Source organism: Vibrio sp. 10N.222.55.C7, from assembly GCF_041473335.1.
Lineage (GTDB): Bacteria > Pseudomonadota > Gammaproteobacteria > Enterobacterales > Vibrionaceae > Vibrio > Vibrio crassostreae_C.
On record NZ_JBFRSC010000007.1, the window covers coordinates 68436 to 95058 of the forward strand.

At 44.5% G+C, this 26623-nt stretch carries 20 protein-coding genes; 10 read left to right on the forward strand and 10 right to left on the reverse strand.

What is annotated here, in order from left to right:
- Positions 1–23 precede the first annotated feature (23 nt).
- The 5 genes from apaG to lptD all read right to left on the reverse strand — a co-directional run bounded on the left by apaG (position 24) and on the right by lptD (position 5950).
- A complete protein-coding gene (apaG, locus tag AB4482_RS01860) occupies positions 24–404 on the reverse strand; it encodes a Co2+/Mg2+ efflux protein ApaG (RefSeq protein ID WP_004735899.1) in 381 nt (126 codons plus the stop codon).
- Between the two features lie 88 nt (positions 405–492).
- A complete protein-coding gene (gene rsmA, locus AB4482_RS01865; RefSeq protein WP_017062942.1) occupies positions 493–1308 on the reverse strand; it encodes a 16S rRNA (adenine(1518)-N(6)/adenine(1519)-N(6))-dimethyltransferase RsmA in 816 nt (271 codons plus the stop codon).
- Positions 1305–2297, reverse strand: coding sequence for a 4-hydroxythreonine-4-phosphate dehydrogenase PdxA (gene pdxA / locus AB4482_RS01870; protein ID WP_372137824.1), 993 nt, complete (start codon positions 2295–2297; stop codon positions 1305–1307). Before pdxA ends, rsmA begins: the two co-directional genes overlap by 4 nt.
- Positions 2284–3582 (reverse strand): peptidylprolyl isomerase SurA, encoded by a 1299-nt coding sequence (gene surA / locus AB4482_RS01875; RefSeq protein WP_372180460.1) that lies wholly within the window; start codon positions 3580–3582, stop codon positions 2284–2286. The genes pdxA and surA overlap by 14 nt, the downstream gene beginning before the upstream one ends.
- A gap of 43 nt (positions 3583–3625) precedes the next feature.
- Positions 3626–5950, reverse strand: coding sequence for an LPS assembly protein LptD (lptD, locus tag AB4482_RS01880; protein ID WP_372180462.1), 2325 nt, complete (start codon positions 5948–5950; stop codon positions 3626–3628).
- A gap of 149 nt (positions 5951–6099) precedes the next feature.
- On the opposite strand from lptD, the gene djlA reads away from it, so the two are divergent.
- Complete coding sequence (djlA, locus tag AB4482_RS01885) at positions 6100–6954, forward strand: co-chaperone DjlA (RefSeq protein WP_372180463.1); 855 nt, start codon at positions 6100–6102, stop codon at positions 6952–6954.
- Positions 6955–7011: 57 nt separating this feature from the next.
- Entirely contained in the window at positions 7012–7557 is a 546-nt protein-coding gene (locus tag AB4482_RS01890) for a DUF924 family protein (RefSeq protein ID WP_017066942.1), read from the forward strand.
- 95 nt (positions 7558–7652) lie between these two features.
- Here AB4482_RS01890 and AB4482_RS01895 read toward each other — a convergent pair whose 3' ends face one another.
- The 5 genes from AB4482_RS01895 to leuA form a co-directional block, all read right to left on the reverse strand.
- Positions 7653–8435, reverse strand: a complete 783-nt coding sequence (locus tag AB4482_RS01895; RefSeq protein WP_017061387.1) for a DUF547 domain-containing protein — start codon at positions 8433–8435, stop codon at positions 7653–7655.
- Positions 8436–8591: 156 nt separating this feature from the next.
- A complete protein-coding gene (leuD, locus tag AB4482_RS01900) occupies positions 8592–9194 on the reverse strand; it encodes a 3-isopropylmalate dehydratase small subunit (protein ID WP_017062937.1) in 603 nt (200 codons plus the stop codon).
- A gap of 14 nt (positions 9195–9208) precedes the next feature.
- Entirely contained in the window at positions 9209–10621 is a 1413-nt protein-coding gene (leuC, locus tag AB4482_RS01905) for a 3-isopropylmalate dehydratase large subunit (protein WP_017062936.1), read from the reverse strand.
- 117 nt (positions 10622–10738) lie between these two features.
- Positions 10739–11830, reverse strand: a complete 1092-nt coding sequence (gene leuB / locus AB4482_RS01910) for a 3-isopropylmalate dehydrogenase (RefSeq protein WP_017061390.1) — start codon at positions 11828–11830, stop codon at positions 10739–10741.
- A 97-nt stretch (positions 11831–11927) separates the two neighbouring features.
- Positions 11928–13475, reverse strand: coding sequence for a 2-isopropylmalate synthase (gene leuA, locus AB4482_RS01915; RefSeq protein ID WP_372180465.1), 1548 nt, complete (start codon positions 13473–13475; stop codon positions 11928–11930).
- A 568-nt stretch (positions 13476–14043) separates the two neighbouring features.
- On the opposite strand from leuA, the gene AB4482_RS01920 reads away from it, so the two are divergent.
- The 8 genes from AB4482_RS01920 (at position 14044) to AB4482_RS01955 (ending at position 26622) form a co-directional block, all read left to right on the forward strand.
- Entirely contained in the window at positions 14044–14703 is a 660-nt protein-coding gene (locus AB4482_RS01920) for a TetR/AcrR family transcriptional regulator (RefSeq protein WP_372112564.1), read from the forward strand.
- A complete protein-coding gene (locus AB4482_RS01925; protein WP_372180467.1) occupies positions 14703–16040 on the forward strand; it encodes an efflux RND transporter periplasmic adaptor subunit in 1338 nt (445 codons plus the stop codon). Before AB4482_RS01920 ends, AB4482_RS01925 begins: the two co-directional genes overlap by 1 nt.
- Positions 16037–19144: an efflux RND transporter permease subunit gene (locus tag AB4482_RS01930; RefSeq protein WP_372180468.1), complete on the forward strand. Its 3108-nt coding sequence runs from the start codon at positions 16037–16039 to the stop codon at positions 19142–19144. Before AB4482_RS01925 ends, AB4482_RS01930 begins: the two co-directional genes overlap by 4 nt.
- A gap of 309 nt (positions 19145–19453) precedes the next feature.
- Positions 19454–19978 (forward strand): phosphatase PAP2 family protein, encoded by a 525-nt coding sequence (locus AB4482_RS01935; protein ID WP_017062930.1) that lies wholly within the window; start codon positions 19454–19456, stop codon positions 19976–19978.
- Positions 19979–20032: 54 nt separating this feature from the next.
- Positions 20033–21088 carry an MJ1255/VC2487 family glycosyltransferase gene (locus AB4482_RS01940; protein ID WP_017068817.1) on the forward strand — a complete coding sequence of 352 codons (1056 nt, stop codon included), beginning with the start codon at positions 20033–20035 and terminating at the stop codon, positions 21086–21088.
- A 346-nt stretch (positions 21089–21434) separates the two neighbouring features.
- Positions 21435–22394, forward strand: a complete 960-nt coding sequence (gene leuO / locus AB4482_RS01945) for a transcriptional regulator LeuO (RefSeq protein ID WP_017061397.1) — start codon at positions 21435–21437, stop codon at positions 22392–22394.
- 201 nt (positions 22395–22595) lie between these two features.
- On the forward strand, positions 22596–24404 hold the full coding sequence (locus AB4482_RS01950) for a long-chain fatty acid--CoA ligase (protein WP_136973936.1): 1809 nt from the start codon (positions 22596–22598) through the stop codon (positions 24402–24404).
- A 460-nt stretch (positions 24405–24864) separates the two neighbouring features.
- A complete protein-coding gene (locus tag AB4482_RS01955) occupies positions 24865–26622 on the forward strand; it encodes an acetolactate synthase 3 large subunit (protein ID WP_017062926.1) in 1758 nt (585 codons plus the stop codon).
- The last annotated feature ends 1 nt before the right edge of the window (position 26623 follow it).

Here is a 26623-nt window from a genome sequence, read left to right on the forward strand (position 1 = left end):
TTCCTGTAGATACGGATGTACGGCTAATTAAGAATATTAGGGATTGCGAGTCTGAATGGGTCAACTTCGGTAATAAAATCAATGCCCTTGTTATCGGTCATCACATAGTGACCTTGCATAACGCCAACAGGGGTTTCGATGACCGTACCACTTGTGTAGGTGTACTCGTCGTTGGCTTCAATCACGGGTTGTTGGCCAACTACACCATCACCCTCAATGGTGAGCTGCTTGCCGTTAGAGTCGGTAATTAACCAGCGGCGAGACATAAGTTGCACCGTTGTTTTACTTAGATTTTTGATGGTAATAATGTAGGCGAAGACATAACGATTCTTCGTTGGCTCAGATTGTTCTTCTATGTACTTAGAGTGAACCTGGCATTTGATACAAGGCGTAGATATATCCATATTCGCACCTTTTGTTGTTGATATACTTAATGTAATTAAAGTATTACATAAAAAAGGCTCCTAACCGAAGTGTAGGAGCCTTTTTTATTTATTTGTCAGCGTTATGACTGTCGTACAACCAGTTTGCCATGTCGACAAACTGCTCGAGCGTTAAGTTCTCAGGACGCATGCTTGGGTTGATACCTAGCTCTTCAAGCACTTCCTTATCGATTAAGCTCTTGTAGCAGTTACGAACTGTTTTACGACGTTGGTTAAAGCCTTCACGACAGACGCGATCTAGCCATTTCAGATCTTTTGCCGGATAAGGCAGCACTTCGTATGGCTGTAGGCGCACGACTGCTGAGTCTACTTTCGGTGGCGGAACGAAGGCCGTTGGTGGAACTTCTAACACAGGCGTTACTTTACAGTAGTATTGAGCCATTACAGTAAGACGACCGTAAGCTTTACTGCCAGGGCCAGCAGCTAGACGGTTAACCACTTCTTTTTGAAGCATAAAGTGCATGTCTTGCACGTCTTTATGGAATTCAAAAAGGTGGAACATCAATGGTGTAGAGATGTTATATGGCAAGTTACCAAAGATGCGTAGCTTATTGTTTGGCTTAACCAGTTCTTGGAAATCGAACTTCATCGCATCGCCTTCACGGATCGTTAGCTTGTCCGCAAGATCTGGATGGTTACGAAGACGTTCTGCAAGGTCTCTATCCAATTCGATAACAGTAAATTTATCGACAAGCTTACCCACAGGCTCAGTAATTGCGCCTAGACCAGGACCGATCTCTACCAAGTTTTGACCTGGTAGTGGGTTAATACTCGATACGATGCCATCAATAATGTATGGATCGTTAAGGAAGTTTTGACCAAAACGTTTACGCGCTTTGTGCCCTAAGTGGACATCATTTCTCATTGCTTTTTCTCTACTAATTCAATGGCGTGCGTGAGCGCTGTTCTAAAGCTCCCTGTATCGGCTTGGCCTTTCCCTGCCAAGTCTAAGGCGGTACCGTGGTCGACTGATGTGCGAATAAACGGTAAGCCAAGCGTGATGTTCACTGAGCGACCAAACCCTTTGTATTTCAATACCGGGAGTACTTGGTCGTGATACATACCTAAAACAGCATCTGCATCTTGCAAATATTTTTCATTAAAGATGGTGTCTGCTGGCAATGGGCCAACTAAATTGATGCCATCTTCTTGGCGAATTTTTTCTAGCGTCGGGGTGATGGTTTCAATCTCTTCACGCCCTAAACAACCATCTTCACCAGCATGTGGATTCAAGCCACATACGTAGATAGTTGGTTTCTCAATAGCAAACTTCTCAACCAAATCTTTATTCAGAATAGCAATAATTTGCTCTAATCTGTCTTCGGTCACTGCTTGAGATACATAAGCTAGTGGGATGTGCGTTGTGACTAGCGCAACACGCAGCCCTTCAGTTGCCAACATCATCACCACCAGTGGTGTATTGGACTTCTCTGCAAAGAACTCGGTATGGCCGCTAAAAGCAACGCCAGCTCGGTTAATTACACCCTTGTGAACGGGGCCGGTGACAATAGCATCAAATTCATCATTCATACAGCCAATTGCTGCGGTTTCTAAAGTATTTAATACGTAATGACCATTAGCCTCATTGAGTTGACCTGCAACTGCCGCTTCAGCAAGTGGAACGTGTTTCACTACCAGTGTGCCAGCGCGTTGCGGTTGCTTAGTTGCGTTTGCGTCATAATCTAGCAGATCGACTTCGATACCAAGAATTTTAGCTCGCTCGGATAGCAGTGTTTTATCAGCACAAACCACGAGTTGATGAGGCCAACTTTCTTGAGATAGAGCCAAAGTTAAATCTGGGCCTATCCCTGCTGGTTCACCTGCGGTTATGACAATACGTTTAGTTGTTGCCATCTTGGTCGTCCTCAACCATCTCAACAAAGGCACTTGCTCTTACTTCTTGTAGCCAAGCACCAGCTTCTTCGTTGAATTTACGGTTAAATAGAATTTGGTAAGCTTTGTTTTTCAAAGCTGAATCGGTACGGTCGACTTCGCGACGGTCTAGTACTTCAACAATGTGCCAACCGTGTACGGTTTTGAATGGCGCACTGATTTTGCCTTCTGGTAGCGTTTCTACTTGGTGTTTGAATTCTGGTACATACAAATCTGGTGTTTGGTAGCCTAGCTCACCATCTTGTACTGCAGAACCTGGATCTTGGCTGTATTGCTGTGCAAGGTCGCCAAAGCTCGCTTCACCTGTGTTTACGCGGCGCGTGATCTCTTCAAGTTGTTCTTTCGCGCCATCGTCACTCAAGATTACGGTTGGCTTAATCAAGATATGACGAGCATTCACTTCCGTTACTGCTACGGTTTCTAAGCCTTTCACATCTTCAATTTTTAGAATGTGGAAACCTACACCGCTACGGAAAGGACCGATGATGCTGCCTTTATTTTGCATTTTGATCTGGTCAGCAAAAATGGTTGGCATCTCTTCTTTACGCATCCAACCCCAATCACCACCTTGCAGCGCTTTAGGACCCTTAGAGTAAGTATATGCCATGGTGCTGAAATCTTTGTCTGAGTTCAGTTCTTCAACCAGTTCAGTAGCTTGAGCTTCTAACTCTTCTTTGGTTTGGTCATCATTAAAGCGCAGTTGAATGTGGCCAATTTTATATTGAACGGTCGCGTTAGTCTCTTGCGCTAAGATATCTGCTAGGTTATCAACTTCCGCAGGAAGAATATTGATACGGCGACGAACTAAGGCGTTACGAGCTTCACTTGCTGCAATCTCTTTTCTTACTTGCTCTCGAAATGCATTGTAGCTAAGGCCTTCTTCAGCAACCGATGCGGTAAGTTGTTCTACCGTTTGGTTGTTGTCTTTAGCGATACCTTCAATTGCTTGATCAAGTCGAGCATCATCAATACGAACACCGATACGTTCTGCTTCTTGAGTTTGAATAGTATCGATGATCAGTTTTTCTAGTACTTGCTCATTGAGCACATCTTGCGATGGCAGTGTTTGACCGCTTTTTTTTGCGTTGGCACGCAGTGTCTTCATCGAAGCATCGATGTCGCTTTGTAAGATAACGCCTTCGTTAACGATAACTTTTACGCTGTCTAGCTCAACCGGTGCTGCAAAGCTTGTTGATAAAGTACAAGTCGCTGCAATAGCAATTAATGTGCGTTTCCACAATGTCATGTGTAATCCTTTAAATTTACTGACGTTTTATCAATAAAGAAAATTAGTTGTTTAAGAAGAATGGGCGACCATAGCTTAGAGAGTTGTCAGAGCTGCTATCCCCAACGGCTCCTGAGTCAGAACCAATGTTGGTACCAAAGCCGATAATACCGAAGTTCACACTAAAGTTGTTTTCATATTCAGGAGTGATACTTGGATCACTAATGTTGTTCGTCAAACGGTTGCTATAGGTAAAGCCGATGTACCAACAGTCCGATTTATAATTTAGTCGAGCTAACCACTCTAGATCCTCTTGTGTGGTTAAGTCATAGAAATATTGAGCACTTGTGCTCCATTTCGGTGAAATTTGGTAGGCACCAAGTAAACCCGCTTGTGAGATACCATCTCTAGTTATTCCTGATACGTCAAAATCAACAGTTTCATTTATGTACTCTTCTGTTACATAGCGATAGTTGGTCTGTATGTAACCGCCTGCGAAGCGATATTCTAATGTGCTGTTGGCAAGTTGCATCGCAGTGGTATCGATGTCGTATTGCACACCACCATGGTAGAACAGGTAGTCATCATAGTTGAAGTCCATTTCGATAGCCCAAGACGAATAATTAGTTTTCTTATCAGAGTCGTCGTTGTCTAAAGTCTGTTTTGTATCTTTGTCGATATAAAAAATTTGGCCAAAAGAAATATTGAGACGTTCTTTATATTCATCATCAAAGAAACGAGACGAGGCGCCATAGCTGATTTGATTTGCCGCAGCAACGCGGTCTACGCCACTGTATTTACGACTTCTAAATAAGCCATAATAGTCGGTTTGTAACAGCGTAGTATCATAAAGACCAATATCGCTTTGATCTTCTTCTGGTACGTAAAGGTACTGAACTTGAGGTTCGAGTGTTTGAGTGTAATTACCTACAATTTTTGTATCACGTTCAAGAACGATACCTGCGTGGCTTCTAAACTCAGGTATTACACGTGTTACTGATTCCTCTAAATCTTCATACTCACTATCAATGTCATTCAGATCCTGTTGGTAGTATGTACCAAGTAGTCGAGCTTCTGTTGTCCAAGTCCCCCAAGTATTGCCTACAGGGATGGTGATGCCAGGCTCAACATGGACACGAGTCGCAGAAGGTTTACCTGAAGCGTCGGTATCAAAGAGTGAAACATGACTGATCATATCGAAGTCTAAATACTCCATTACCTCAGGAGCGTAGTAATTGTATTCAAGCTGAGGCATCAGACGGTAAGGTAGGTTGTTGCTCGTAGTAAGAACTTGGAAATCTCGTACAAGTACAGACGCATCCCAGTTTTGAGAACGGTAAGTTGCCTGCCCTTCCTGTAATAGCTGGCCATCTTCACGGTTACCTATGCTGCTTGAGCTAACGTCAGTAAAGTAATCAATATCACTCACTTTTGAGTAGTCGACTTCGAATAACCAAGACTGTTGGAATATACCTGAGTGCTGGAGTTGTGCACCCCAGCGGTCACCTTTCTCTTCGAACTTTTTATCATCAGGTAGGTATTCTGATTTGATGCTACCTGAACCAAAGTCGCTCAAATATCTGAATTTACTGTTGAGTTGAGTGCCACGCTCTTGCATGTACTTGAAGGTGGTTTCTAAGTCGTAGTTTGGTGCTAAGTTCCAATAAACTGGGATTTCAGCTTCAAAACCATCGCTTGAACCGTATGAAACTGTTGGGTACAAGAAACCGGTTTTACGTGTATCACCCACCGGTACCGTTAAGTAAGGTAAGTAAAAGACAGGAACACTTTGGATTTCAAAACGTGGATTATAAAAAGTGGCTTGTTCTTCGTCTTGGTCGACACTGATGCTCGATGCTCTTAGACGCCAAGCATTGTCGCCAATTGGGCAAGACGTAATCGAGCCATCTTCAATCTCATAAACCGCTTTACCTGTTTTTGCTATATAAACAGCATCTCCGCGACCGGGCTCGCAAAGGAATTCGTAATCGGTGTTCTCAAGCGTCATTTCATCTGTAGTCAGATTATTGGTCGCTCTGTCTGAGATAGATTTGATTTGACCATCACTAAAGTTTACGTTGCCTTCAGCTACAACGATATTTTCTTGTTGGTGCAGGGTTACGTTATCTGCAAGGATGGTCTTGTTCCCTTGCGTAACGACTACGTCACCTGAGTATATTGCCTTGTCACCATTGATAGCTTCTAAGCGATCTGACTCAACATGAGCGGGTAGCTGTGTCTCGTTTTCTGCAGCGGGCTCGATCAAGCATTGATCTATAGAGGGCATTTCCTGCACACTACTATCGGTGATTGTTTCAGCTTGAGTTGTCGACACGTATAACGCCGTACTTATAGACGCGGCTAACAAGGTGCGGGAAAAAGATTGCATGAAGTTGAACTATCCTGTGTCACTAGATGAAGGGTTGATCTAGTATCAATCCAATTAATAAAGCATTTTCCTTATGATAAAGGAAATAATAGCATTCAGCATCATCAGACAGCATTACTCAGATAAAATTCATAGATAGAGAACACATAATGCAAATATTTGGCAAAATTTTGGGCGCGTTTTTTGGCTTTTTATTTGGAGGGCCACTCGGTTTAGTTTTTGGTCTGTTTTTAGGACACCAATTCGATAAAGCTCGCGGATTGAACCAATCAGGCTTCAATAGCTCTGGTTTTGGTCGAGGTCCAAGCCAAGCAGAAAGACAGAACGAGTTTTTTAAATCCGCTTTTGCGGTTATGGGGCACGTTGCTAAAGCGAAAGGGCAGGTAACGCCAGAAGAGATTCAACTCGCTTTTACCATGATGGAGCGTATGAACCTGCATGGCGAACAGCGTAAAGCAGCGCAAGATGCATTCCGTGACGGCAAAGAGAGCGACTTCCCTCTGAACGACGTACTTGAGCGAGTTAAAATCTCATCGGGTGGTCGTTTTGATCTTCTGCAGTTCTTTCTAGAGCTTCAGGTATCTGCCGCATTTGCGGATGGAAGTTTGCACCCGAGTGAACGTCAAGTTCTGCATAAAATAGCGCAAGGGCTTGGGTTTTCGGCAGCACAACTAGAACGCCGCTTGCAGATGCAAGAAGCTGCGTTCCGTTTCCAACAGCAAGGTGGAAGCTTTGGTGGCCATCAGGGTCATGGGCAATCATCAGGTTGGCAACAGGCTTCGCAACAGAACCAACTTGGCGACGCATATAAGGTTCTTGGTGTGAGTGAAAGTGCTGACGGTAAAGAGGTGAAGAAAGCCTACCGCAAGCTGATGAATGAACATCACCCAGATAAACTGATGGCGAAGGGCTTACCGCCTGAGATGATGAATGTTGCGAAAGAGAAATCGCAAGAAATTCAGAATGCTTATGACCTGATAAAGAAAGTAAAAGGTTTTAAGTAATTGAACACTAAACCGAGTAATAACAAAGTTACTCGGTTTTTTATTAAAGGGAATTATATGACGGTAACGTATCAGGATGTTCTAGAGTTTTGGTTCGATGAGTTGACGCCTAAAGATTGGTTTACTGGCGGCGCCGAGATTGACACTTTGATAGAGTCTCGATTTTCTGAATTGCATAAAGCAGCCATTCAAGGCGAGCTATTTGAGTGGCGCCAAACTGCGCAAGGACGATTGGCTGAGATTATCGTACTTGATCAGTTTTCTCGAAATATTGGTAGAAAAAGTCCGACAGCATTTTCTGCTGATCCGATGGCGTTGGCTCTAGCCCAAGAGGCGGTAGCGGGTGGTTTTGATCACCAGCTTAACGAGCAACAGAAAAGCTTCCTGTATATGCCTTATATGCACAGTGAATCTTTGTTAGTCCATGAACAAGCCGTGGAACTCTTTTCTCAAACGGGATTAGAGCATAATCTGGACTTTGAGTTTAAGCACAAGGTTATCATTGAGCGATTTGGTCGCTATCCGCACCGTAATGAGGTGTTAGGGCGAGCTTCGACTCCCGAAGAGATTGAGTTCTTGCAGCAACCGAGCTCAAGCTTTTAATTGTAGAAATACGGTCAAAGAATTGAGAAGAGGCTAGAGGTTAATAAAAACCTCTCGCCTCTTTTTTACTTTAGTGATCAACTTTAGCCTTAGAGCTAGTTTGCTTGGTTGAGCGACCAATCGTATTCATAACTGATGTTTTGAGTATTGGTTACTGCTTCAATTCGATATTGTTCTAAGTGCTGAATAAGCTGTTTCTTCGTACCAAAATCCACAGCAAACCATTCGTAAATCGATGATAGTTGAAGCTTATTGTTTGTAACCATCACGCCTTTGTCACTGCTTACAAACTCAGTTGCAGCTTGCTCTAGCAAGGCTTCAGTATTTTTAGAGGTAAAAGCGTCAGGTTGTAAGTTAGGGCAACCTAGGCTGGCACAGTTCACTGCATAATGCGTGCGAGGATCTTGCCAAATTGGTCTTAGGATTCGGTGTTCAATGTCATTGAGTGTCAGTGATTTCCCATTAACGACTACCACATCATCTCCCCACGGACCGAAACTAAATAGTCCGCCAAGTTTAGTTATGGATTTGATCGGGTAGGCATCAAGAATCAAATCGACAGTCACGGCGTTATATAGATTAACCCAGTAGGCATACTGCTCCGCTTTTGAATAGTTGAGCGGATTCACCTGTTCGAGTTGCTTGATGTATTGCTTAAGTTTGGTCTTATCGGCAGTGTTCACCGCTTTATAGCTAACTAACGTATTTTGCCCCTGTTTAACCAAGTAGCTATCGAGGAATTGCTGCCAATCTTGATGAGATACCTGTTCTAGGTTGGTTTCGTCGCTTTGCTTCCAGTATGGCCAAAGATCGGATTTAGGCGCAGACCAAGCTAAGGTTGAGAAAAGTAGGCTGACAATAAAAAGTAGTTGTTTCATGGCATTCTCCTGATGACTGACTACTAAGACCTTAAGGCTTACCATTTTCTTTCATTGCTCTTCATTTAAATAAACATATGAAGTTAAGTTAAAAGCTTAGCCAAATAAAAAAGGTTGGCACTTGGCCAACCTTTAGATTTATTCAGAAACGTCTCATTATTTTAGGAAGCTAGGAATCTTAGCTTCAAACTCTGAGATCTTATCGGCATGTTGAAGTGTAAGGCCGATATTATCTAAACCATTCAGTAAGCAGTGACGACGGAACTCATCAATTTCAAACGAGTACTCTTTGCCGTTCGCGCTGACTTTCATTGCTTCTAGATCAACCGTAATTTCTGCACCTTCATTCGCTTCAACGAATTGGAATAGCTCATCCACTTCTTGCTCAGTCAATCGAACTGGCACCATTTGGTTGTTGATCGAGTTACCGTAGAAAATGTCGGCAAAGCTTGGTGCGATCATTACTTGGATACCGTAATCGGCAAGCGCCCACGGTGCGTGTTCACGAGATGAACCACAACCGAAGTTTTCACGAGCTAAAAGAATTGAAGCGCCTTGGTAGCGAGCTTCGTTCATTACAAAATCAGGGTTTGGCTGTTGGCCTGCATCGTCTAGGAAGCGCCAATCGTGGAACAAGTGCTTACCAAAACCGATGCGGTTTACTTTCTGTAGAAACTGCTTTGGAATGATCGCATCAGTATCGATGTTGGCCGTATCTAGAGGAACGACTAATCCGGTGTGTTGTTGAAAACCTGACATGTTAAATCCTCTAATTAAAGTTCACGAATATCGACAAAGTGACCAGCGATAGCCGCTGCGGCTGCCATTGCTGGGCTAACTAGGTGCGTACGACCATCACGGCCTTGGCGACCTTCAAAGTTACGGTTTGATGTAGAAGCACAGCGCTCTTGTGGACCTAGACGGTCGTTGTTCATCGCAAGACACATAGAGCAACCCGGTAAACGCCATTCAAAGCCTGCTTCGATGAAGATCTTATCTAGGCCTTCAGCCTCAGCTTGTGCTTTAACTTGCTCTGAACCCGGAACGATAAGCGCTTGCACATGTTTTGCAACTTGGCGACCTTTCGCTACTGCTGCTGCTGCACGCATGTCTTCGATACGAGAGTTAGTACAAGAACCCACGAACACTTTATCTACGTTGTAATCAGATAGAGATTTACCGGCTTCAAGACCCATGTAAGCCAGCGCTTTTTCAGCTGATGCTTTTTCTACAGGGTCTGCGAAGCTTTCTGGTGCAGGGATTGGTGTGTCTACTGAGATAACCTGACCTGGGTTGGTACCCCAAGTGACTTGTGGTTTGATGTCTGCCGCTTCTAATGTAACAACTGCATCGAATTCTGCATCAGCATCGGTTTTTAACGTATCCCAGTATTCGATTGCTGCTTCTAGGTCTTCGCCTTCTGGAGAGAACTTACGACCTTTGATGTACTCGTATGTCGTTGCATCTGGAGCGATTAAGCCTGCTTTAGCGCCAAGCTCGATTGCCATGTTACATACTGTCATACGACCTTCCATCGTAAGGTCGGTAATTGCCTCACCACAGAATTCAACTACGTAGCCAGTACCGCCAGCAGCCGTTGTTTTACCGATGATCGCTAGCACGATGTCTTTTGCAGTGATGCCAGGAGTAACCTTGCCTTTTACTTCGATCTTCATGGTTTTAGCGCGAGCTTGTTTTAGCGTTTGCGTAGCTAGAACGTGTTCCACTTCTGAAGTACCGATACCAAATGCTAGTGAACCAAATGCACCGTGTGTAGCCGTGTGCGAGTCACCACATACGATGGTCATGCCCGGTAGCGTAATACCTAGCTCAGGACCCATTACGTGCACAATACCTTGGTATTTGTGGTTTAGATCGTAAAGCGTGACACCAAACTCTTCACAGTTCTTCGATAGCGTTTCCATTTGGATACGAGCCATCTCACCAGAAGCGTTGATGTCTTTAGTTTGTGTCGATACGTTGTGATCCATGGTCGCGAAAGTCTTGCCAACTTGGCGAACTTTGCGGCCTTTCTCACGCAAGCCATCAAATGCTTGAGGTGACGTTACTTCGTGAACTAAGTGACGATCGATATAAAGAATTGGTGTTTCGCCCTTCGCTGCAACCGCAACGTGAGCGTCATAAACTTTTTCGTATAAGGTTTTTGCGTGCTGGTTTGTCGACATAGCTTTTCTTCCTTGGGAGCATCAGTCCCAGTGTTTGTTTCGAGCCAAGTCATGCGGTTTACGCTGACTTGGCTTGATATTATTCTTATGTACTTGCTTCTAATCGGAGCCTTTAGCTTATGAAGCTAAGATGTACTCAGCGATCTTGTCACCCATTTCAGAGGTAGTCAGCGCTTGGTTTTTGCCAGCAAGGTCTGCCGTTAGCTCGCCTGCAGAAAGTGCTTTAGAAACCGCTGCTTCGATGTCTTGTGCTGCCGCTTCTTCGCCTAGGCTGTAACGAAGCATTAGGGCTGCAGAAAGGATTTGCGCGACTGGGTTTGCGATGTTCTTACCTGCGATATCTGGTGCGCTGCCACCTGCTGGTTCGTATAGGCCGAAGTTGCTTTCATTTAAACTTGCAGAAGGAAGCATACCCATAGAGCCAGTGATCATTGCGCACTCATCAGAGATGATGTCACCAAAGATGTTTGAACATAGCATTACGTCAAACTGAGATGGGTCTTTGATTAGCTGCATGGTCGCGTTGTCGATGTACATGTGGTTTAGCGTTACATCTGGGTAATCTTTTGCGATCTCTTCAACGACTTCACGCCATAGGATAGAGCTCTGTAGAACGTTCGCTTTATCGATTGAGTAAACATTTTTGTTACGTAGGCGTGCAGATTCAAAAGCAATCTTTGCAATACGTTCGATTTCGTAGCGGTGGTAAACCTCGGTATCAAAAGCTTTTTCCGTTGCGCCTTCGCCTTCACGGCCTTTAGGTTGGCCGAAGTAGATACCGCCTGTTAGCTCACGGACTACCACGATGTCGAAACCGTTACCTGAGATGTCAGCACGTAAAGGAGAGAAAGACTCTAGACCTTTATGGATTTGAGCTGGACGTAGGTTACAGAACAGTTGGAAGTGTTTACGTAGAGGAAGTAGGGCACCACGCTCTGGTTGATCGTTTGGTGGAAGGTGTTCCCACTTAGGGCCGCCAACCGAGCCAAATAGTACTGCGTCAGATTCTTCACAGCCTGTTACTGTCGCTTCTGGAAGTGGACAGCCGTGGTTATCAATTGCGATACCACCAACATCATACTCTTCACGAGAAAAGCTAATCGCATGCTTCTTTTCAATCGCGTCTAGCACTTTGTGTGCTTGCTGCATTACTTCTGGGCCAATGCCATCACCAGGTAGTACGGCAATCTTGTATGATTTATCAGTCATGTTAATCCTTTAATTCTTGTTACTGAGCTCTTTCGCTCGTTTTAAATTTTGTCCCTAAAGCCAATAACATCGGCTCTAGGGCTCTGTTATTGGGTGTTTAAACTGTTGCGATTCTTTGCTGTTTCATTTCAGCAATGGTGTCTGCGCGTTGAATGCTATTAATAACGTGCAGTAGCGCCTGACCAGAGGCCTCAACGATATCCGTTGAAACGCCCGTACCGTGGTACTTACGGCCTTTATAGTTAGCAATAATATCAGCTTGGCCTAAGCCATCTTCGCCTTCACCTTTCGCGGTAAGGTCGAATTTATCCAATGCAATTTCGTAACCCGTTAAGCGGTAGATACATTGGTATAAAGCATCAACCGGGCCGTTACCGACAGCCGCTTCGCATTTCTCTTCATCACCACATTGCAGCTTGATGCTGGTGGTAGACATAACACTACCAGATTGTACGCTTAGGTAGTTAAGTTTATAGAAGTCATCTTCGTCACGTAGATTTGCGAAGTGCATTAGTGCTTCTAGGTCGTAATCGAATACTTGGCCTTTACGGTCAGCCAGTTTCAAAAAGTCTTCGTACAATGAATCTAGGTTGTACTCATTGTCTTTGTAGCCCATTGCGTCCATGTGGCTCTTAACGGCTGCACGACCACTGCGGCTGGTTAGGTTCAATGCTTTGTTTTTCAAGCCAATAGACTCAGGAGTCATGATCTCGTAAGTGTTCTTGTTCTTAAGCATGCCGTCTTGGTGGATACCTGAAGAGTGGCTGAATGCGTTAGCACCGACGATTGCTTTGTTGTCTTGAATTGGCATGTGGCAAAGCTGGCTAACCAACTTACTGGTACGGTGAATCTCTTGATGATCCAAACCAGTATGAACACCTAGTAACTCTTGGCGAGTTTTGATGATCATTGCGATTTCTTCTAAAGAACAGTTGCCCGCACGCTCACCGATACCGTTAATAGTACCTTCAACTTGACGAGCACCGGCTTGTACCGCAGCAATTGAGTTAGCAACCGACATACCCAAGTCATCGTGACAGTGAACAGAGATGATTGCTTGGTCGATGTTTGGAACGCGATCAAATAGCGTTTTGATAATGCCACCAAACTCGTTAGGTACTGTGTAGCCCACTGTGTCTGGAATGTTGATGGTTTTCGCGCCCGCGTTGATTGCCGCTTCAACCATACGACATAGGTTATCGATAGGCGTACGACCTGCATCTTCACAAGAGAACTCAACATCGTCTGTGTAGTTGCGCGCATGCTTTACCGCTTTTACTGCCATATCGACAACATCGTCGTAGCTACGGCGTAATTTATCTTGCACGTGAACCGTTGATGTAGAAATGAAGGTGTGAATACGGAACTGCTCAGCGACTTTTAACGCTTCTGCAGCGGCATCGATATCCTTCGCTACAGCACGAGAAAGTGCACAGATTCGGCTGTCTCTAATATTTTTTGCGATGGTTTGTACTGACTCAAAGTCGCCTGGTGATGACACCGGAAAGCCCGCTTCAATAACATCTACACCCAGTCGTTCAAGTGCATAAGCGATCTGTAATTTCTCTTTTACCGTTAAGCTTGCAGCCAACGCTTGCTCGCCATCACGTAAGGTCGTGTCAAAAATTATCACTTGATCGTTCATGGGTGCTTCCTTATATCGATAATGAATCGATTGCTATCCAAATTATTATTAAGAATGATGTTCTTTTAAAAGTGCCAGTTACAAAAAAACCCGCTCAGCGCGGGTTTTAATATTTGTGTAGTTCTTGACCCACAACTTACCCGCGCGATTGGTTCACGATAAGGAGAAGTTTCAGCAGTCGAGAAGAAGAAAAAATCATTACACAAATATCCGTAAATAAACTGTTAACACCATATTTACCGCAATTTATTCTGAGCGTCAAACAAGAAAATCCAATATCAGCGTGCTTTGGCGGTGTTTTTTTTTGGTTTGTGCTGCTTGCGTGTTGTTTGCTGGTGTTATCAGCTGATTGAGTGTTTTGTACTGGGCGGTTAGTTTATCGTTTGGCTGATGTGTAGGTTAAAACTTTGTAGTAAATCTTTTTGATGGAACGATTCACCAATAAAATTAAAAGGGTGGCTAAATTAATTAATCATTTGATTAAATAGTGAGTAATTAATCTTCTACAACCATGTCGATTTATCCCTATAATTAATCGTGTGATTAATTATAGGGATAGGTCTCAGTGATGGCAGCGCGTAAAGCGGGGCGACCTCAAAAAAACTTAGATGTTCGACAGTTATTGATTGAGCATGCTCGTGATCTGTTTGTCGTTCAAGCATACGACAAGGTCTCGACGCGCCTGATTGCTGAGCGTGCGGGTGTCAATATTGCGATGATCCGCTATTACTTTGGTAGTAAGGCCGGGCTGTTTGAAGCGATGCTGCGTGAAACGCTACGACCGATGCAATTGCAGATGCAGAGGTTGGTTGAAGAAAGCAGTCATGAGAACTTTCTTGATTTAATGAGGACTTACTACAAAGAGATGGTCAAGGTGCCGAAGTTTCCTCGCTTGATAGCCCAAGTGATGAATATGCCTCCCTCTGAAGTGCAAAGAGAGTTGCTCGAAAAGGTTTTCCTCGATGTTGCAAAGCCAGCCCAAGATGTCATTTTTGAAAAGCTGGTTGAACAAGGCATCTTAAAACAGAACATGGATCCAAAATTGTGCCGTGTTTCGTATGTAAGCTTGATGGTGTTTCCTTTCATCGCTCCGCCGCCTTTATTGGCAATTCATGGGATTGAGATTAATGAAGAATTTCTTAATCGTTTAATCGAACACAACATTCAATTGATGACTGAAGGCTTTATTAACGCACCGAGCCCTTCTTCCGTGCAGGACCAAAGATAATGAAAATAAATAGAAAACTACTCTTCTTTCCAGCACTTGCGGTTGGTGTGATTGGCCTTGTCGCCGCGATTAACTTGAAGCCGGATCTTCCAACCAAACCTGCGGGTGATAGGGCTCGCTTAGTTGATACTGTGAGCCTAGAACAACAACTGATAGCGCCGTTAGCGGTCGGCTTTGGCAAAGTGGTGCCTAAAGTTGAATGGAAAGCGATTGCAGAGGTGACAGGACAGATCGTGTATCGACATCCAGATCTTGAAAAAGGCCAGGTGATCCCTGCAGGAACGGTCGTGCTCAAGGTTGATCCATTGGATTACGAATTGAAACTGATACAAGCAGAGGCGGATCTAAAATCAAGCCAAACCTCATTAGCGAAATTGAATCAAGAAGAAGACAACCTTAATCAGACTCTTAAGATCGAAAAGAATCGCTTAGTGATCAGTAATAAAGAGTTACAACGTAAACAGGATCTGCGTAAGAAAGGGCTCACCTCTCAATCGGATGTCGATCTACAAAAACAAAGTGCGCTATCTCAACAGAAGTTGGTATTAGATATCGCGAACCAAATCGCATTAATGCCAGACGAAAAACGTGTTGCGCAAGCGGTGATTAAGGTCAATGTATCTAAAGTCAAAGAGGCGCAACGCTCTCTCGATAAGACTACCGTCACTTTACCAAGAGCGATGCGAGTTGCTCAAGTTTATATCGAGCAAAATCAAGTGGTTAACCTTCAGCAAGAGATGTTTATTGCTCACGGGATTGATGTCATGGAAGTGGAGGCGCAACTTTCTATTCACGATATACAAACTTTAGCCTCCAGTTTTAAGCAGTTCCCTCGCGATACCGCAGGAATTCCTAATCCTTATGAAGCGCCAATCAAAGCAAGCATCCAACTTAACAGCGGTAACCTGAATCTTAGCTGGCCTGCGAAGGTAGCAAGAATCAGCGAAACGGTTGATGAAAACCAAGCGACGGCGGGGATTATTCTCGAGATCGCTCAAGACTATTCACAACTGCAGCCAGACAGCGCAACGCCGTTGGTTAATGGTATGTTTGTAAAAGCCGAGATTGAAGGTGTAGCGAATCTGAGTTGGGTTGTGCCGGAGCGAGCACTGCATGGTGATAAGGTTTACTTGATGGATGACAATCAGCGTTTGCAAGTGGTGAATGTTGAAGTGCTTTATCGCAGAGACAATCAAGTGGTTGTGAGTGGCGAGCTACAAACCGGAGACAAGTTGGTTCTAAATGATGTCCTGCCAGCTATCGAGGGCATGTTATTGAAAGAGTCGAACTCTGAAGAGGCTGAGCTTGAATCGGATACTCAGGAGAGTGCGTCATGATCAAGTTCTTCTCTAGGCACCCAACAGCAGCCAACTTGTTGATGCTTGGATTGTTGATCATGGGTATAAGCTCATTATCAACCATCAAACGTGAAACCTTCCCCGCTTATGATCCGCCTTACATTATGGCAGCCATCGTTTATCCCGGCGCTTCTCCACAAGAAGTGGAAGAGAGCCTATGTGTGCGAATGGAAGACGCGGTAGATGGTTTAGCCAACATTGAAGAAACTCAGTGTGAGGCGATCGAAGGCAGCGCCCGTTTAATTCTTAAGTTAAATGAAAAAGCGGACATCGGCCGAATGCTGGTGGATGTGCAAACCCAGATCAACTCGATCAATGATTTCCCAACTGAGATTGAATCGCCTGTTGTTCAAGAGCTAGATTGGAATGAACCAGTTGTCGATATCGCTATAACAGCCGAAACGTCGTGGCCAGAACTTAAGGCCTACGCGGAAGATCTTAAGCGCACCATGAAGCTTGATTACGATGTATCTTTGGTCGAGGTTAGCGGCTTCTCGGATCATCAATATCGAGTGGAACTGGATACCCAAGCTATTCGTCAGTTGGGTTTGAGTGTCGGTGATATCGCGGATCAAATTGGTCGACAGAATGTAAAACTGCCGAGTGGTAACGTTGAAACACCAGACAAAAACTTTCTGATTCGTTTCGACGAGAGACGAGTTACGCCTGTTGAGCTGGAAAGCATCGTGGTTGGATCTGCGCCTAATGGCTCGGTGATTCGTTTGAGAGACATAGCCAAAATAACCGACCGCTTTGAGCTTGATGAGCAAAAGGTGCTATTTGATGGCAAGCCTTCAGCGCTGCTTAAGATCAGTAAGAACAAAGAAGACGATGCGCTGAGAATCAAAGAGAACGTAACACGATTCGTTGAAGATCAAAGCGCGATTGCTCCTGATGGCGTGACACTACAAATGACCAACGATCTCTCATCTGTACTTTGGGATCGTCTAACCATGATGGTGAGCAATGGCTGGCAAGGTATTGTGCTGGTGTTCGCCACCATGTGGCTGTTCTTCAGCTTACGTTATTCATTTTGGGTGGCGGCAGGGTTGCCAGTGGCCTTCCTTGGTGGCTTGTTCTTAATGGCCAACCTTGGTTTGTCGATCAACATTATGTCGCTGGTCGGGTTGTTAATGGCAATCGGTATTATGATGGATGACGCCATCGTGATCGCCGAATCGATAGCCTCCCACTTAGATAGGGGACAAAGCGTCGATGATGCGGTGTACAACGGCGTTAAGAAAGTGCTTCCCGGAGTACTGTCTTCTTTCTTAACCACGGTGTGTATTTTCGGTAGCTTACTGTTTCTTGATGGCGAGATGGGCGCGGTGCTTAAGGCCGTTCCTCAAGTATTGATTTTGGTGCTGTCGTTGAGCTTGATTGAAGCCTTCCTGATTCTACCTAATCACTTATCTCATTCATTACATAAAGAAAAAAATGATAAGCCAGCGTTGCGCTTTAAAGTGGTGTTGCTTGAGAAGTTTGAGAACTTCCGTAATACCACTTTGATGAACATGGTTGAGAAAGTCGTGACCTTCCGCTACGCCTTTATGGGCGGAGTGATTACGCTGTTGTTACTTTCGGTCGCCTTGATTGCTGGTGGTGTTGTCAAATTCCAACCGTTCCCTGAGTTGGATGGCGATATTGCCGAGGCGCGTATCATTCTTCCGCCGGGGGCGTCACTGTCTCAAACCGAGATAGTGGTCGATAAGATTGTTGCATCAGCCGAGCGTTTAAATGCGCAGTGGAGCGAAGAGGTCGAAGAAGGCAACACCTTGGTTGAGCACATTACTAGCCAATTTAATGCCAACGCAGATGCCAACGAATCTGGTCCGCACTTAGCTACCGTGCGCTTAGACTTACGCGGAGCTGAGAGCCGTAACACGGTTATTGATGACTTTATTGATGCATGGCGAGAAGACATCGGTGACTTGGCTGATCCTATCTCGTTAGTTTTCAAGCAACCGACCATGGGACCGGGCGGCCGTGCGATTGAGATTCGTGCTAAGCATGATGACCTGAGCGCATTGAAATCGGCTTCTTTGGATATTCAGGAATACCTTAATCAGTTTGATGGCGTGCACGGCGTGCTGGATGACATGCGTATGGGTAAAGAAGAGATTTTGGTTAAGCTGCGCCCTGGAGCCGAAACCTACAATGTGAATGGGCAGATGATTGCGTCTCAGTTACGAGCGGCTTTCTTTGGGCAAACGGCGGATGAGATTCAAATCGGCGTTGAAAATATCTCGATTGAAGTACGCCTTGATAAGGAGCAAGCGGGCGACATACAGCAGCTAGCTAACTTCCCAATCATTACCGCAGATGGCAGTCAGATCCCGCTAGCAACCTTGGCGACATTAGATTTCCAACGTAACTACGTGCGAATTCAACGTATTGATGGGCTGAGAACCATCAGTATCTTTGGTGATATTGATAATAAGAAAGCGAGTTCATCCGCGATTCTGGCTCAGTTCCAAAAAGATGAAGCCGCCAAACTTATTCAGAAGTACCCGGGTTTACGCTTTGATTTCGAAGGGGAGGCCAAGGATGCAGCCAAGACGGGGGCTTCGATGGGCAAAGGGTTCTTGCTCGGCTTATTCGGCGTGTTTGCGATTCTTAGTTATCAATTCCGAAGCTACTTAGAGCCTGTGGTCGTGATGTTAGCGATTCCACTCGCTTTTATTGGGGTGGTCGTTGGTCACTGGATACTTGGCCATTCTTTGAGTATGCCAAGCATGATGGGCTTTGTGTCGCTTGCCGGTATTGTGGTTAATGATTCCATCTTGTTGGTGCAGTACATTCGTCACCATGTCGATGAGGGAGATAGCGTGCATGACTCGGTGGTGAAAGCCAGTCGCGAGCGTTTCCGAGCGGTATTCTTGACCTCAATGACGACTGCGGCAGGTTTGCTACCGCTGTTGACGGAAACCAGCTTACAGGCTCAGGTTATCCAGCCACTGGTTATTTCGATCGTATTCGGCATATTTGCCTCGACCTTATTAGTATTGTTTATGATCCCAGCGGCCTACGCGATATTGGCGGATTTCGGTTTGGTGAAAAAGCACGAGCCATTAGCGCTATAACTTTTAGTGCTATAGCCTTTAGCGCTATTATCATTAGCGAGCACTATTATCATTAGCGAACGCTATAACCATTAACACGATAGAAGTAGCGTTTGCTTGATTATATAAAGAAGTAAAAACATAGAAGAATAAAGCGGCCTTGGGTCGCTTTATTTTTATCGGTTGCATCTATCGCCATCCTGACTTGATCCATTGACCTGTCTATCAAGCATGGGAAATTTCATTTTAGTTCATTCAAAACGTCACTTAACTGTCATTTCAGGAGCATAACTTGAGCCTTAACTGAATAAGGATTGTTAAGGAGATCGTATGCGTACTATCGAACCTATTGTCCGCTGGGATGTGGCATTTTCTGTTTTCTGTTTAAACAACCGCTATGGCGGGCAACATGCAACGCTCAGTAAAGCGGTGTCTCATACTGGAGATGGACACCTTTATGTTTTGATTGCCTTGATTGCACTGCTGGTCGATAGCAACACCGGTCGAGACTTTCTTTTGGTGGGCTTAACCGCCTTCGCAATCGAACTGCCTATTTACTGGTTTGCTAAAAATACCCTCAAGCGCCGTCGACCAGCTGAATTCTCTTCACTACTTCACTCTCATATTGTGCCATCCGATAAATACAGTCTGCCTTCAGGGCATTCCGCTGCTGCTTTTGTTATGGCGACCCTAATCGGGCATTTCTATCCGAGCTTGTACCTCTTTAGCTTGGTGTGGGCAACTGCGATTGCAGGCTCTCGAATCCTGCTCGGTGTGCACTTTTTAACGGACGTACTGATTGGCGCAGCCTTGGGCATCGCTTGTACCAGCCTAGCTATCAGCTTCATCCTGTAATTATTTTGTTGGCAACCACTGCCGAGCTTAAGTGGTAAATTTAAAGGAACATGCATGAAAATTTTATATGGCGTACAAGGCACAGGAAATGGGCACATCGCTCGAGCGAGAGCAATGGCCGTCGCTTTTCGTCAGCAAAATATTGATGTCGATTTTCTGTTCTCTGGGCGAGATGAGAGCAAATACTTTTCGATGGAAGCGTTTGGCAACTATCAGACCCGCAGCGGCTTAACTTTTTACAGCGAGCAGGGGCAGGTTAAATACGGCAAAACATTCATGAAGAACAACATCTGGCGATTTCTCCGTGAGATTAACCAGATCGATCTTACGCCTTATGACTTAGTGATTAATGATTTTGAGCCTGTCACTGCATGGGCGGCTAAGAGACAAGGTGTGCCATGCATTGGGATAAGCCACCAGAATGCGTTTCGTTATGATGTACCCAAAGAAGGGGGCAACTGGATTGAACATTCAGTGATTCAACATTTCGCCCCAACCGAGCACTCTATTGGCTTGCACTGGTATCACTTTGAACAGCCGATTTTGCCGCCTATCGTTCACACGCTGGTTGGTGAGCAACAAACCAAAACAGCACAAGACTTTACGTTGGTCTATTTGCCATTTGAGGATCTTGAGTCGATCTCAGAGCTGCTGATGAAGTTCATTTCGCAAAACTTTGTCTGTTACCACCCGGATGTGATTGAGCATAGCCGAGTTGAAAATATTGAGTTCAAACCACTGAGTCATGCGGGCTTTCAATTCGACCTCAATCAGTGCTCTGGTGTGGTCGCAAATGGCGGCTTTGAATTGCCATCTGAAGCCCTAACTTTGGGGAAGAAATTGCTTCTCAAACCACTCGAAGGACAGTTCGAACAACAGAGCAATGTGGCGACGCTAGAGGCCCTTGGGTTAGCTCAAACCATGACGTTTTTAGATGCGGCTATCTTGCGCGCTTGGCTCAGTGAAAAACAGGCCGAAGTGGTCACCTATCCAGACGTGGCAAGTGCACTCGTTGAGTGGGTATTAGCAGGGAATTGGTCTAATCAAGATGATTTAAGAAAGCAACTTTGGGACAAGGTCGACTTTCCAAGTTATGCATCGCTCACCTAACTCATAAGTGCTATTTCTGAATTGACCGGTTGAACAATTCACGAGCTCAATAAATTGTAACAAATGTAACCAAACGATAGAACAGCTAAATAAGTCGAAATTAAACTCATAAGTGACGCATTTTATGTTTTTTTATAACTCTATAAATAATTGATTTTTAGATGTTGTTTAATCATTAAGGTAAAATAAAATTATTCTTTATCAATCTTGTTGGTAGCTCGAGATGCATTGGTTAATAGTAATGTCAATCCGAAAAACATCGGTCTGATAAATATAAGAATTAGTGGTTATCTATTCTCATACCATTACCAATTTAACGCTGTCGAACCGACAAGAGGCAACTTGAATGTTAGATAAGAAAGACGCAATGAGTGCTATTGCAAGCTACAGAATGGAAAGCACACTTCGTGGAGTCGACTTAAATCTTTTGACTGTATTTGATGCAGTTATGCAAGAGCAAAACATTACACGTGCAGCTCACAATCTGGGTATGTCTCAGCCTGCTGTAAGTAACGCTGTTGCTCGTCTAAAAGTGATGTTTAACGACGAACTATTCATGCGTCAAGGTCGTGGTATTCAACCGACTCAACGTGCTCGTCAGTTGTTTGGTCCAATCCGCCAAGCGCTACAGTTAGTACGCAACGAACTACCAAGTTCTGTGTTCTCTCCAGAGTCGTCTTCTCGCCTGTTCAAACTAGCGATTTGCAGCCCTTGTGATATGCGTTTTGCTCCTAAGATTATGTCGACAATCAACGAGCAAGCACCTAGCGTGAAACTGCACATGGATGCTGAATTCGATCGTCAACTTTCTGAGCGTATGCGCTACCAAGAAATCGACTTCGTTATTGATTACGCTCGTTTTGATGAGCAAGGCTTCTCAAGCACTGAAATCTTCCAAGACGAATTAGTTGTGGTTGCTTCTGCTTCTCACCCACGTATCAACGGTGAAGTTTCTGCGGCAGAGCTGCTTAATGAAAAGCACGCGAAATTGTCTCGTATCCACGGTCAACGTAGCTTCTCTGAGCAAGCTTACCGTGACCTAGATTGCACGCCTTTCTACGAAGGTACGAGCTTGAGCAACGTTCTTTACGTTGTAGGCCAATCTGAACTAGTAACAATTGCTCCTCGTTGGATGGTAGAACATGCAGCAAACAAAGAGCAGCTTCAGATTCTAGATTTCCCATTCGATAATGCGGCGATTTCTGGCTTCCTAAGCTGGCACGAATCAAGTGAAAAGGATAAAGGACACATTTGGTTACGAGATCAGTTAATGATGATCTGTGGCGAAGTAGTGGCACTTAACTAGACACTAATCCCTATGATTTATAAGCCCTAAGCTAGGAGACTGGCTTAGGGCTTTTTTATGCGCGCTATTTTAGTAGGTAGAAAACTTAGCGTTAGACGTACTATTACTGATAACTTTGAGCTTCATCAGTTGCCTTTTCCATGATCAGAGGTACACTTGTGCGCTCAAAAAAGCTTACAGGTGTAAGCCAAAGGTAAAGAGATGGCCAATTTAGATTTTCATATCGTAAAAAGACTTCGTGACCAAATTGCCCAAGGCGGCAACCGTACAGCTTTGAAGCACAAAGTAGACAATGTATGGCAAGGTATTAGCTGGGAGCAGTTTGGACAACAAATCGATACGCTTTCATTAGCACTATTGGCTCAGGGACTGAGAGTTCAAGATAAGATCGGTATCTATTCAAATAATATGCCTCAATGGACCGTGGCAGATTTTGCATCTTTACAAGCTCGTCTTGTGACTGTGCCGATTTATCCAACCAACACAGCAGCACAGTCGTCTTACATCATCCAAAATGCGGATGTGAAGATCTTATTCGTTGGTGAGCAAGTTCAATTTGACGCGGCGGTGAGCCTATTCGAAGAGTGTGAACAGCTAGAAGTGGTTGTCGCGATGTCTGATGATATCGATCTTCAAGGCCATAGCTTTGCGGTATCTTGGGCTGATTTCATGGCGCGCGGCGTTGAAGCACAACAAGCTGAACTTGACGTGCGTCTTGCTGATGCAAGCATGGACGACCTGCTGACTCTTATCTATACCTCTGGTACCACAGGTCAGCCAAAAGGCGTAATGCTTGATTACACCAACATTGGCTACCAGTTAGAAGGCCACGATGAGCGCCTTAGCCTGAGCAAAGACGATGTCTCATTGTGTTTCCTACCGTTATCACACGTATTTGAGCGTGCTTGGACGTTCTACGTTCTTTATAAAGGCGCAACCAACTGCTACCTGCAAGATACGATGCAAGTGCGTGATGCGCTAAGTGATGTGAAACCTACTGTAATGTGTGCGGTTCCACGCTTCTACGAGAAGATTTTCTCTGCGATTCACGAGAAGGTATCTAAAGCACCATTTATTCGTAAAGTGCTATTTACTTGGGCGGTGAACATGGGAGCAAAGCTTTCAGTTTGTCACCAAGAAGGTCGTACTCCATCGTTGATGCTGAAGAAGAGCCATGCGCTAGCTGATAAGCTTGTGCTATCTAAACTGCGCGCTCTACTCGGCGGTAACATCAACTTCATGCCATGTGGTGGCGCGAAGCTTGATGAGACGATTGGTCGTTTCTTCCATGCTATCGGCATCAACGTAAAACTTGGCTACGGCATGACAGAAACCACGGCAACAGTATCTTGTTGGGATGATCGCTGTTTTAACCCTGATTCGATTGGTATGTCGATGCCGGGCGCAGAAGTAAAAATTGGTGCTAAGGACGAGATTCTTGTTCGCGGTCCAATGGTGATGCGTGGCTACTACAAGATGCCAGAAGAGACAGCTAAGACATTCGATGAGCACGGTTTCTTGAAAACCGGTGATGCGGGTCATTTTGATGAAAATGGTAACCTGTTCATTACTGATCGTATCAAAGAGCTGATGAAAACTTCTGGTGGTAAGTATATTGCCCCGCAAGTGGTTGAAGGTGCGATTGGTAAAGATCACTTTATCGAACAGATTGCTGTTATCGCTGATACACGCAAATTCGTTTCTGCGCTGATTGTTCCTTGTTATGACTCGCTAGAAGAGTACGCCAAAGAGCTTAATATCAAGTATCACGATCGCGTTGAGCTGGTTAAGCACCACCAAATCGTCGAGATGCTAGAAAAGCGTGTGAATGACCTACAGCAAGAACTGGCTAAGTTTGAGCAAGTAAAGAAATTCAAACTGCTACCAAAAGCATTTTCTATGGATGATGGTGAACTGACACCAACTCAAAAATTGCGTCGTAAAGTTATCAACGATAAGTATCAAGACGAAATCGAAGAAATGTACAACGAAAAGCCTAAAGATAAGTAGTTTTCTGCTTAGATAAATTTTCAGTTGTTTAAAAATCCCCCTACGAATGTGATTGCATTTTTAGGGGGATTTTTTGTATCTAATGACATAGCACAATGTGCGAAAGCGCACACCAGCAAGCTCGTGGTTTATCGATAAATAGCGATCTATTAAAATATTAAGTGCTTTTTTTCGTTCTCTTTTTAGTTTTAATATCTAGTTATTAATCTTGGTTTGGGTTTTATTTGATGCTTTAAGCTAATAGTTGGTTTTTTGGCATGATTGTCGGATAACAGGTGTTAGACCAGATGATAATAAAGCGTTAAAGTTGTTTCGTATTACTGTTTGTTGTTATCACGACAGACAGCCATAGCCGAAAAAGTGGAAGTATTTCGAATTAGGCTACGAATAAGCCCTAGACTATGAAAAACCAGCCCAACATGTTCACCAAATATGATTGGAAACTGGTGAGGAGAGCAATATGACAACAAAACCTGAAACAGCCATGTCATCCGGCGCTGAAATGTTATCCGGCGCTGAGATGGTGGTGCAGTCTCTAATTGAAGAGGGTGTAGAACAAATCTTTGGTTACCCAGGTGGTTCTGTACTTGATATCTACGATGCGCTGCATGCTAAAACTGCTGAAATCAAACACGTATTAGTACGACACGAACAAGCTGCTACCCACATGGCAGATGGCTATACTCGTTCTACCGGCAAACCGGGCGTAGTACTTGTGTGTTCTGGTCCAGGTGCGACCAATACCGTTACTGGCATTGCAACAGCCTACATGGACTCAATCCCAATGATTGTTATTTCTGGTAACGTACCAAATAACCTTATTGGTAACGACGCCTTCCAAGAGTGTGACATTGTGGGTGTATCACGCCCGATCGTTAAACACAGCTTCTTAGTTAAGAAAGCGGAAGATATCCCTGAAGTCGTTAAAAAAGCATTCTATATTTCAACGACAGGACGTCCCGGTCCTGTGGTTATTGATCTGCCGAAAGACATCTTAAACCCACAAATCAAGCTTCCTTATGAATACCCAGAAACGCTCAAAATGCGTTCGTATAACCCAACGGTTACGGGTCATAAAGGTCAGATCAAAAAGGCGCTAAAAGCCCTTCTTGAAGCGAAGAAGCCGGTACTTTATGTCGGTGGTGGTGCGGTTATTTCTGAGGCAGATAAGCCGCTGTTAAAATTAGCAGAGGCACTGAATTTACCTGTGGTAAGCACCCTAATGGGGCTTGGCGCTTTCCCTGGCACCCATAAGAACTCTTTGGGTATGTTAGGCATGCATGGTTTATATGAAGCCAATATGGCGATGCACAATGCGGATTTGATCTTTGGTATTGGCGTACGTTTCGATGATCGAACGACTAATAACCTAGATAAGTACTGCCCTGATGCGAAGATCATGCACATTGATATCGACCCATCTTCGATCTCTAAGAACGTAAAAGTGGATCTACCGATTGTAGGTTCTGCTGAAAAGGTTCTAGAGAGCATGGTGAACTTGCTCGTTGAGCAAGGCGGCACTAACGATGCAGAAGCGATTGAAAGCTGGTGGAGTGAAATCAAGCAGTGGCAAGAGCGTGACTGCCTAGCTTACGAGAAATCGTCTGAGCGCATCAAACCTCAACAAGTAATTGAAACACTGCATAAAGTAACCAATGGCGATGCCTATGTTGCTTCTGACGTAGGTCAACACCAAATGTTTGCTGCTTTATACTACCCGTTTAACAAGCCACGTCGTTGGATTAACTCTGGTGGTCTAGGCACGATGGGCTTTGGTCTGCCTGCTGGTATGGGCGTTAAGTTTGCAAAACCAGACGAAGAAGTGGTTGTAGTAACCGGTGACGGCAGTATTCAAATGAATATCCAAGAGCTGTCGACTGCGCTGCAATACAATATTCCCGTTAAGATTATTAACCTTAACAACCGTTTCCTAGGCATGGTAAAACAGTGGCAAGACATTGTTTATCAAGGCCGTTACTCTAACTCATATATGGACTCTGTTCCTGATTTTGCTGCTATCGCTGAGGCTTATGGCCACGTTGGTATGCGCATTTCATCTCCGGATGAATTGGAATCAGGTTTGGAAAAAGCACTGGCGATGAAAGACCGTTTGGTATTTGTCGATATTAGTGTGGATGACACCGAGCACGTATACCCAATGCAGATCAAAGGCGAGGGTATGGATAACATGTGGCTAAGCAAAACGGAGAGAACATAAT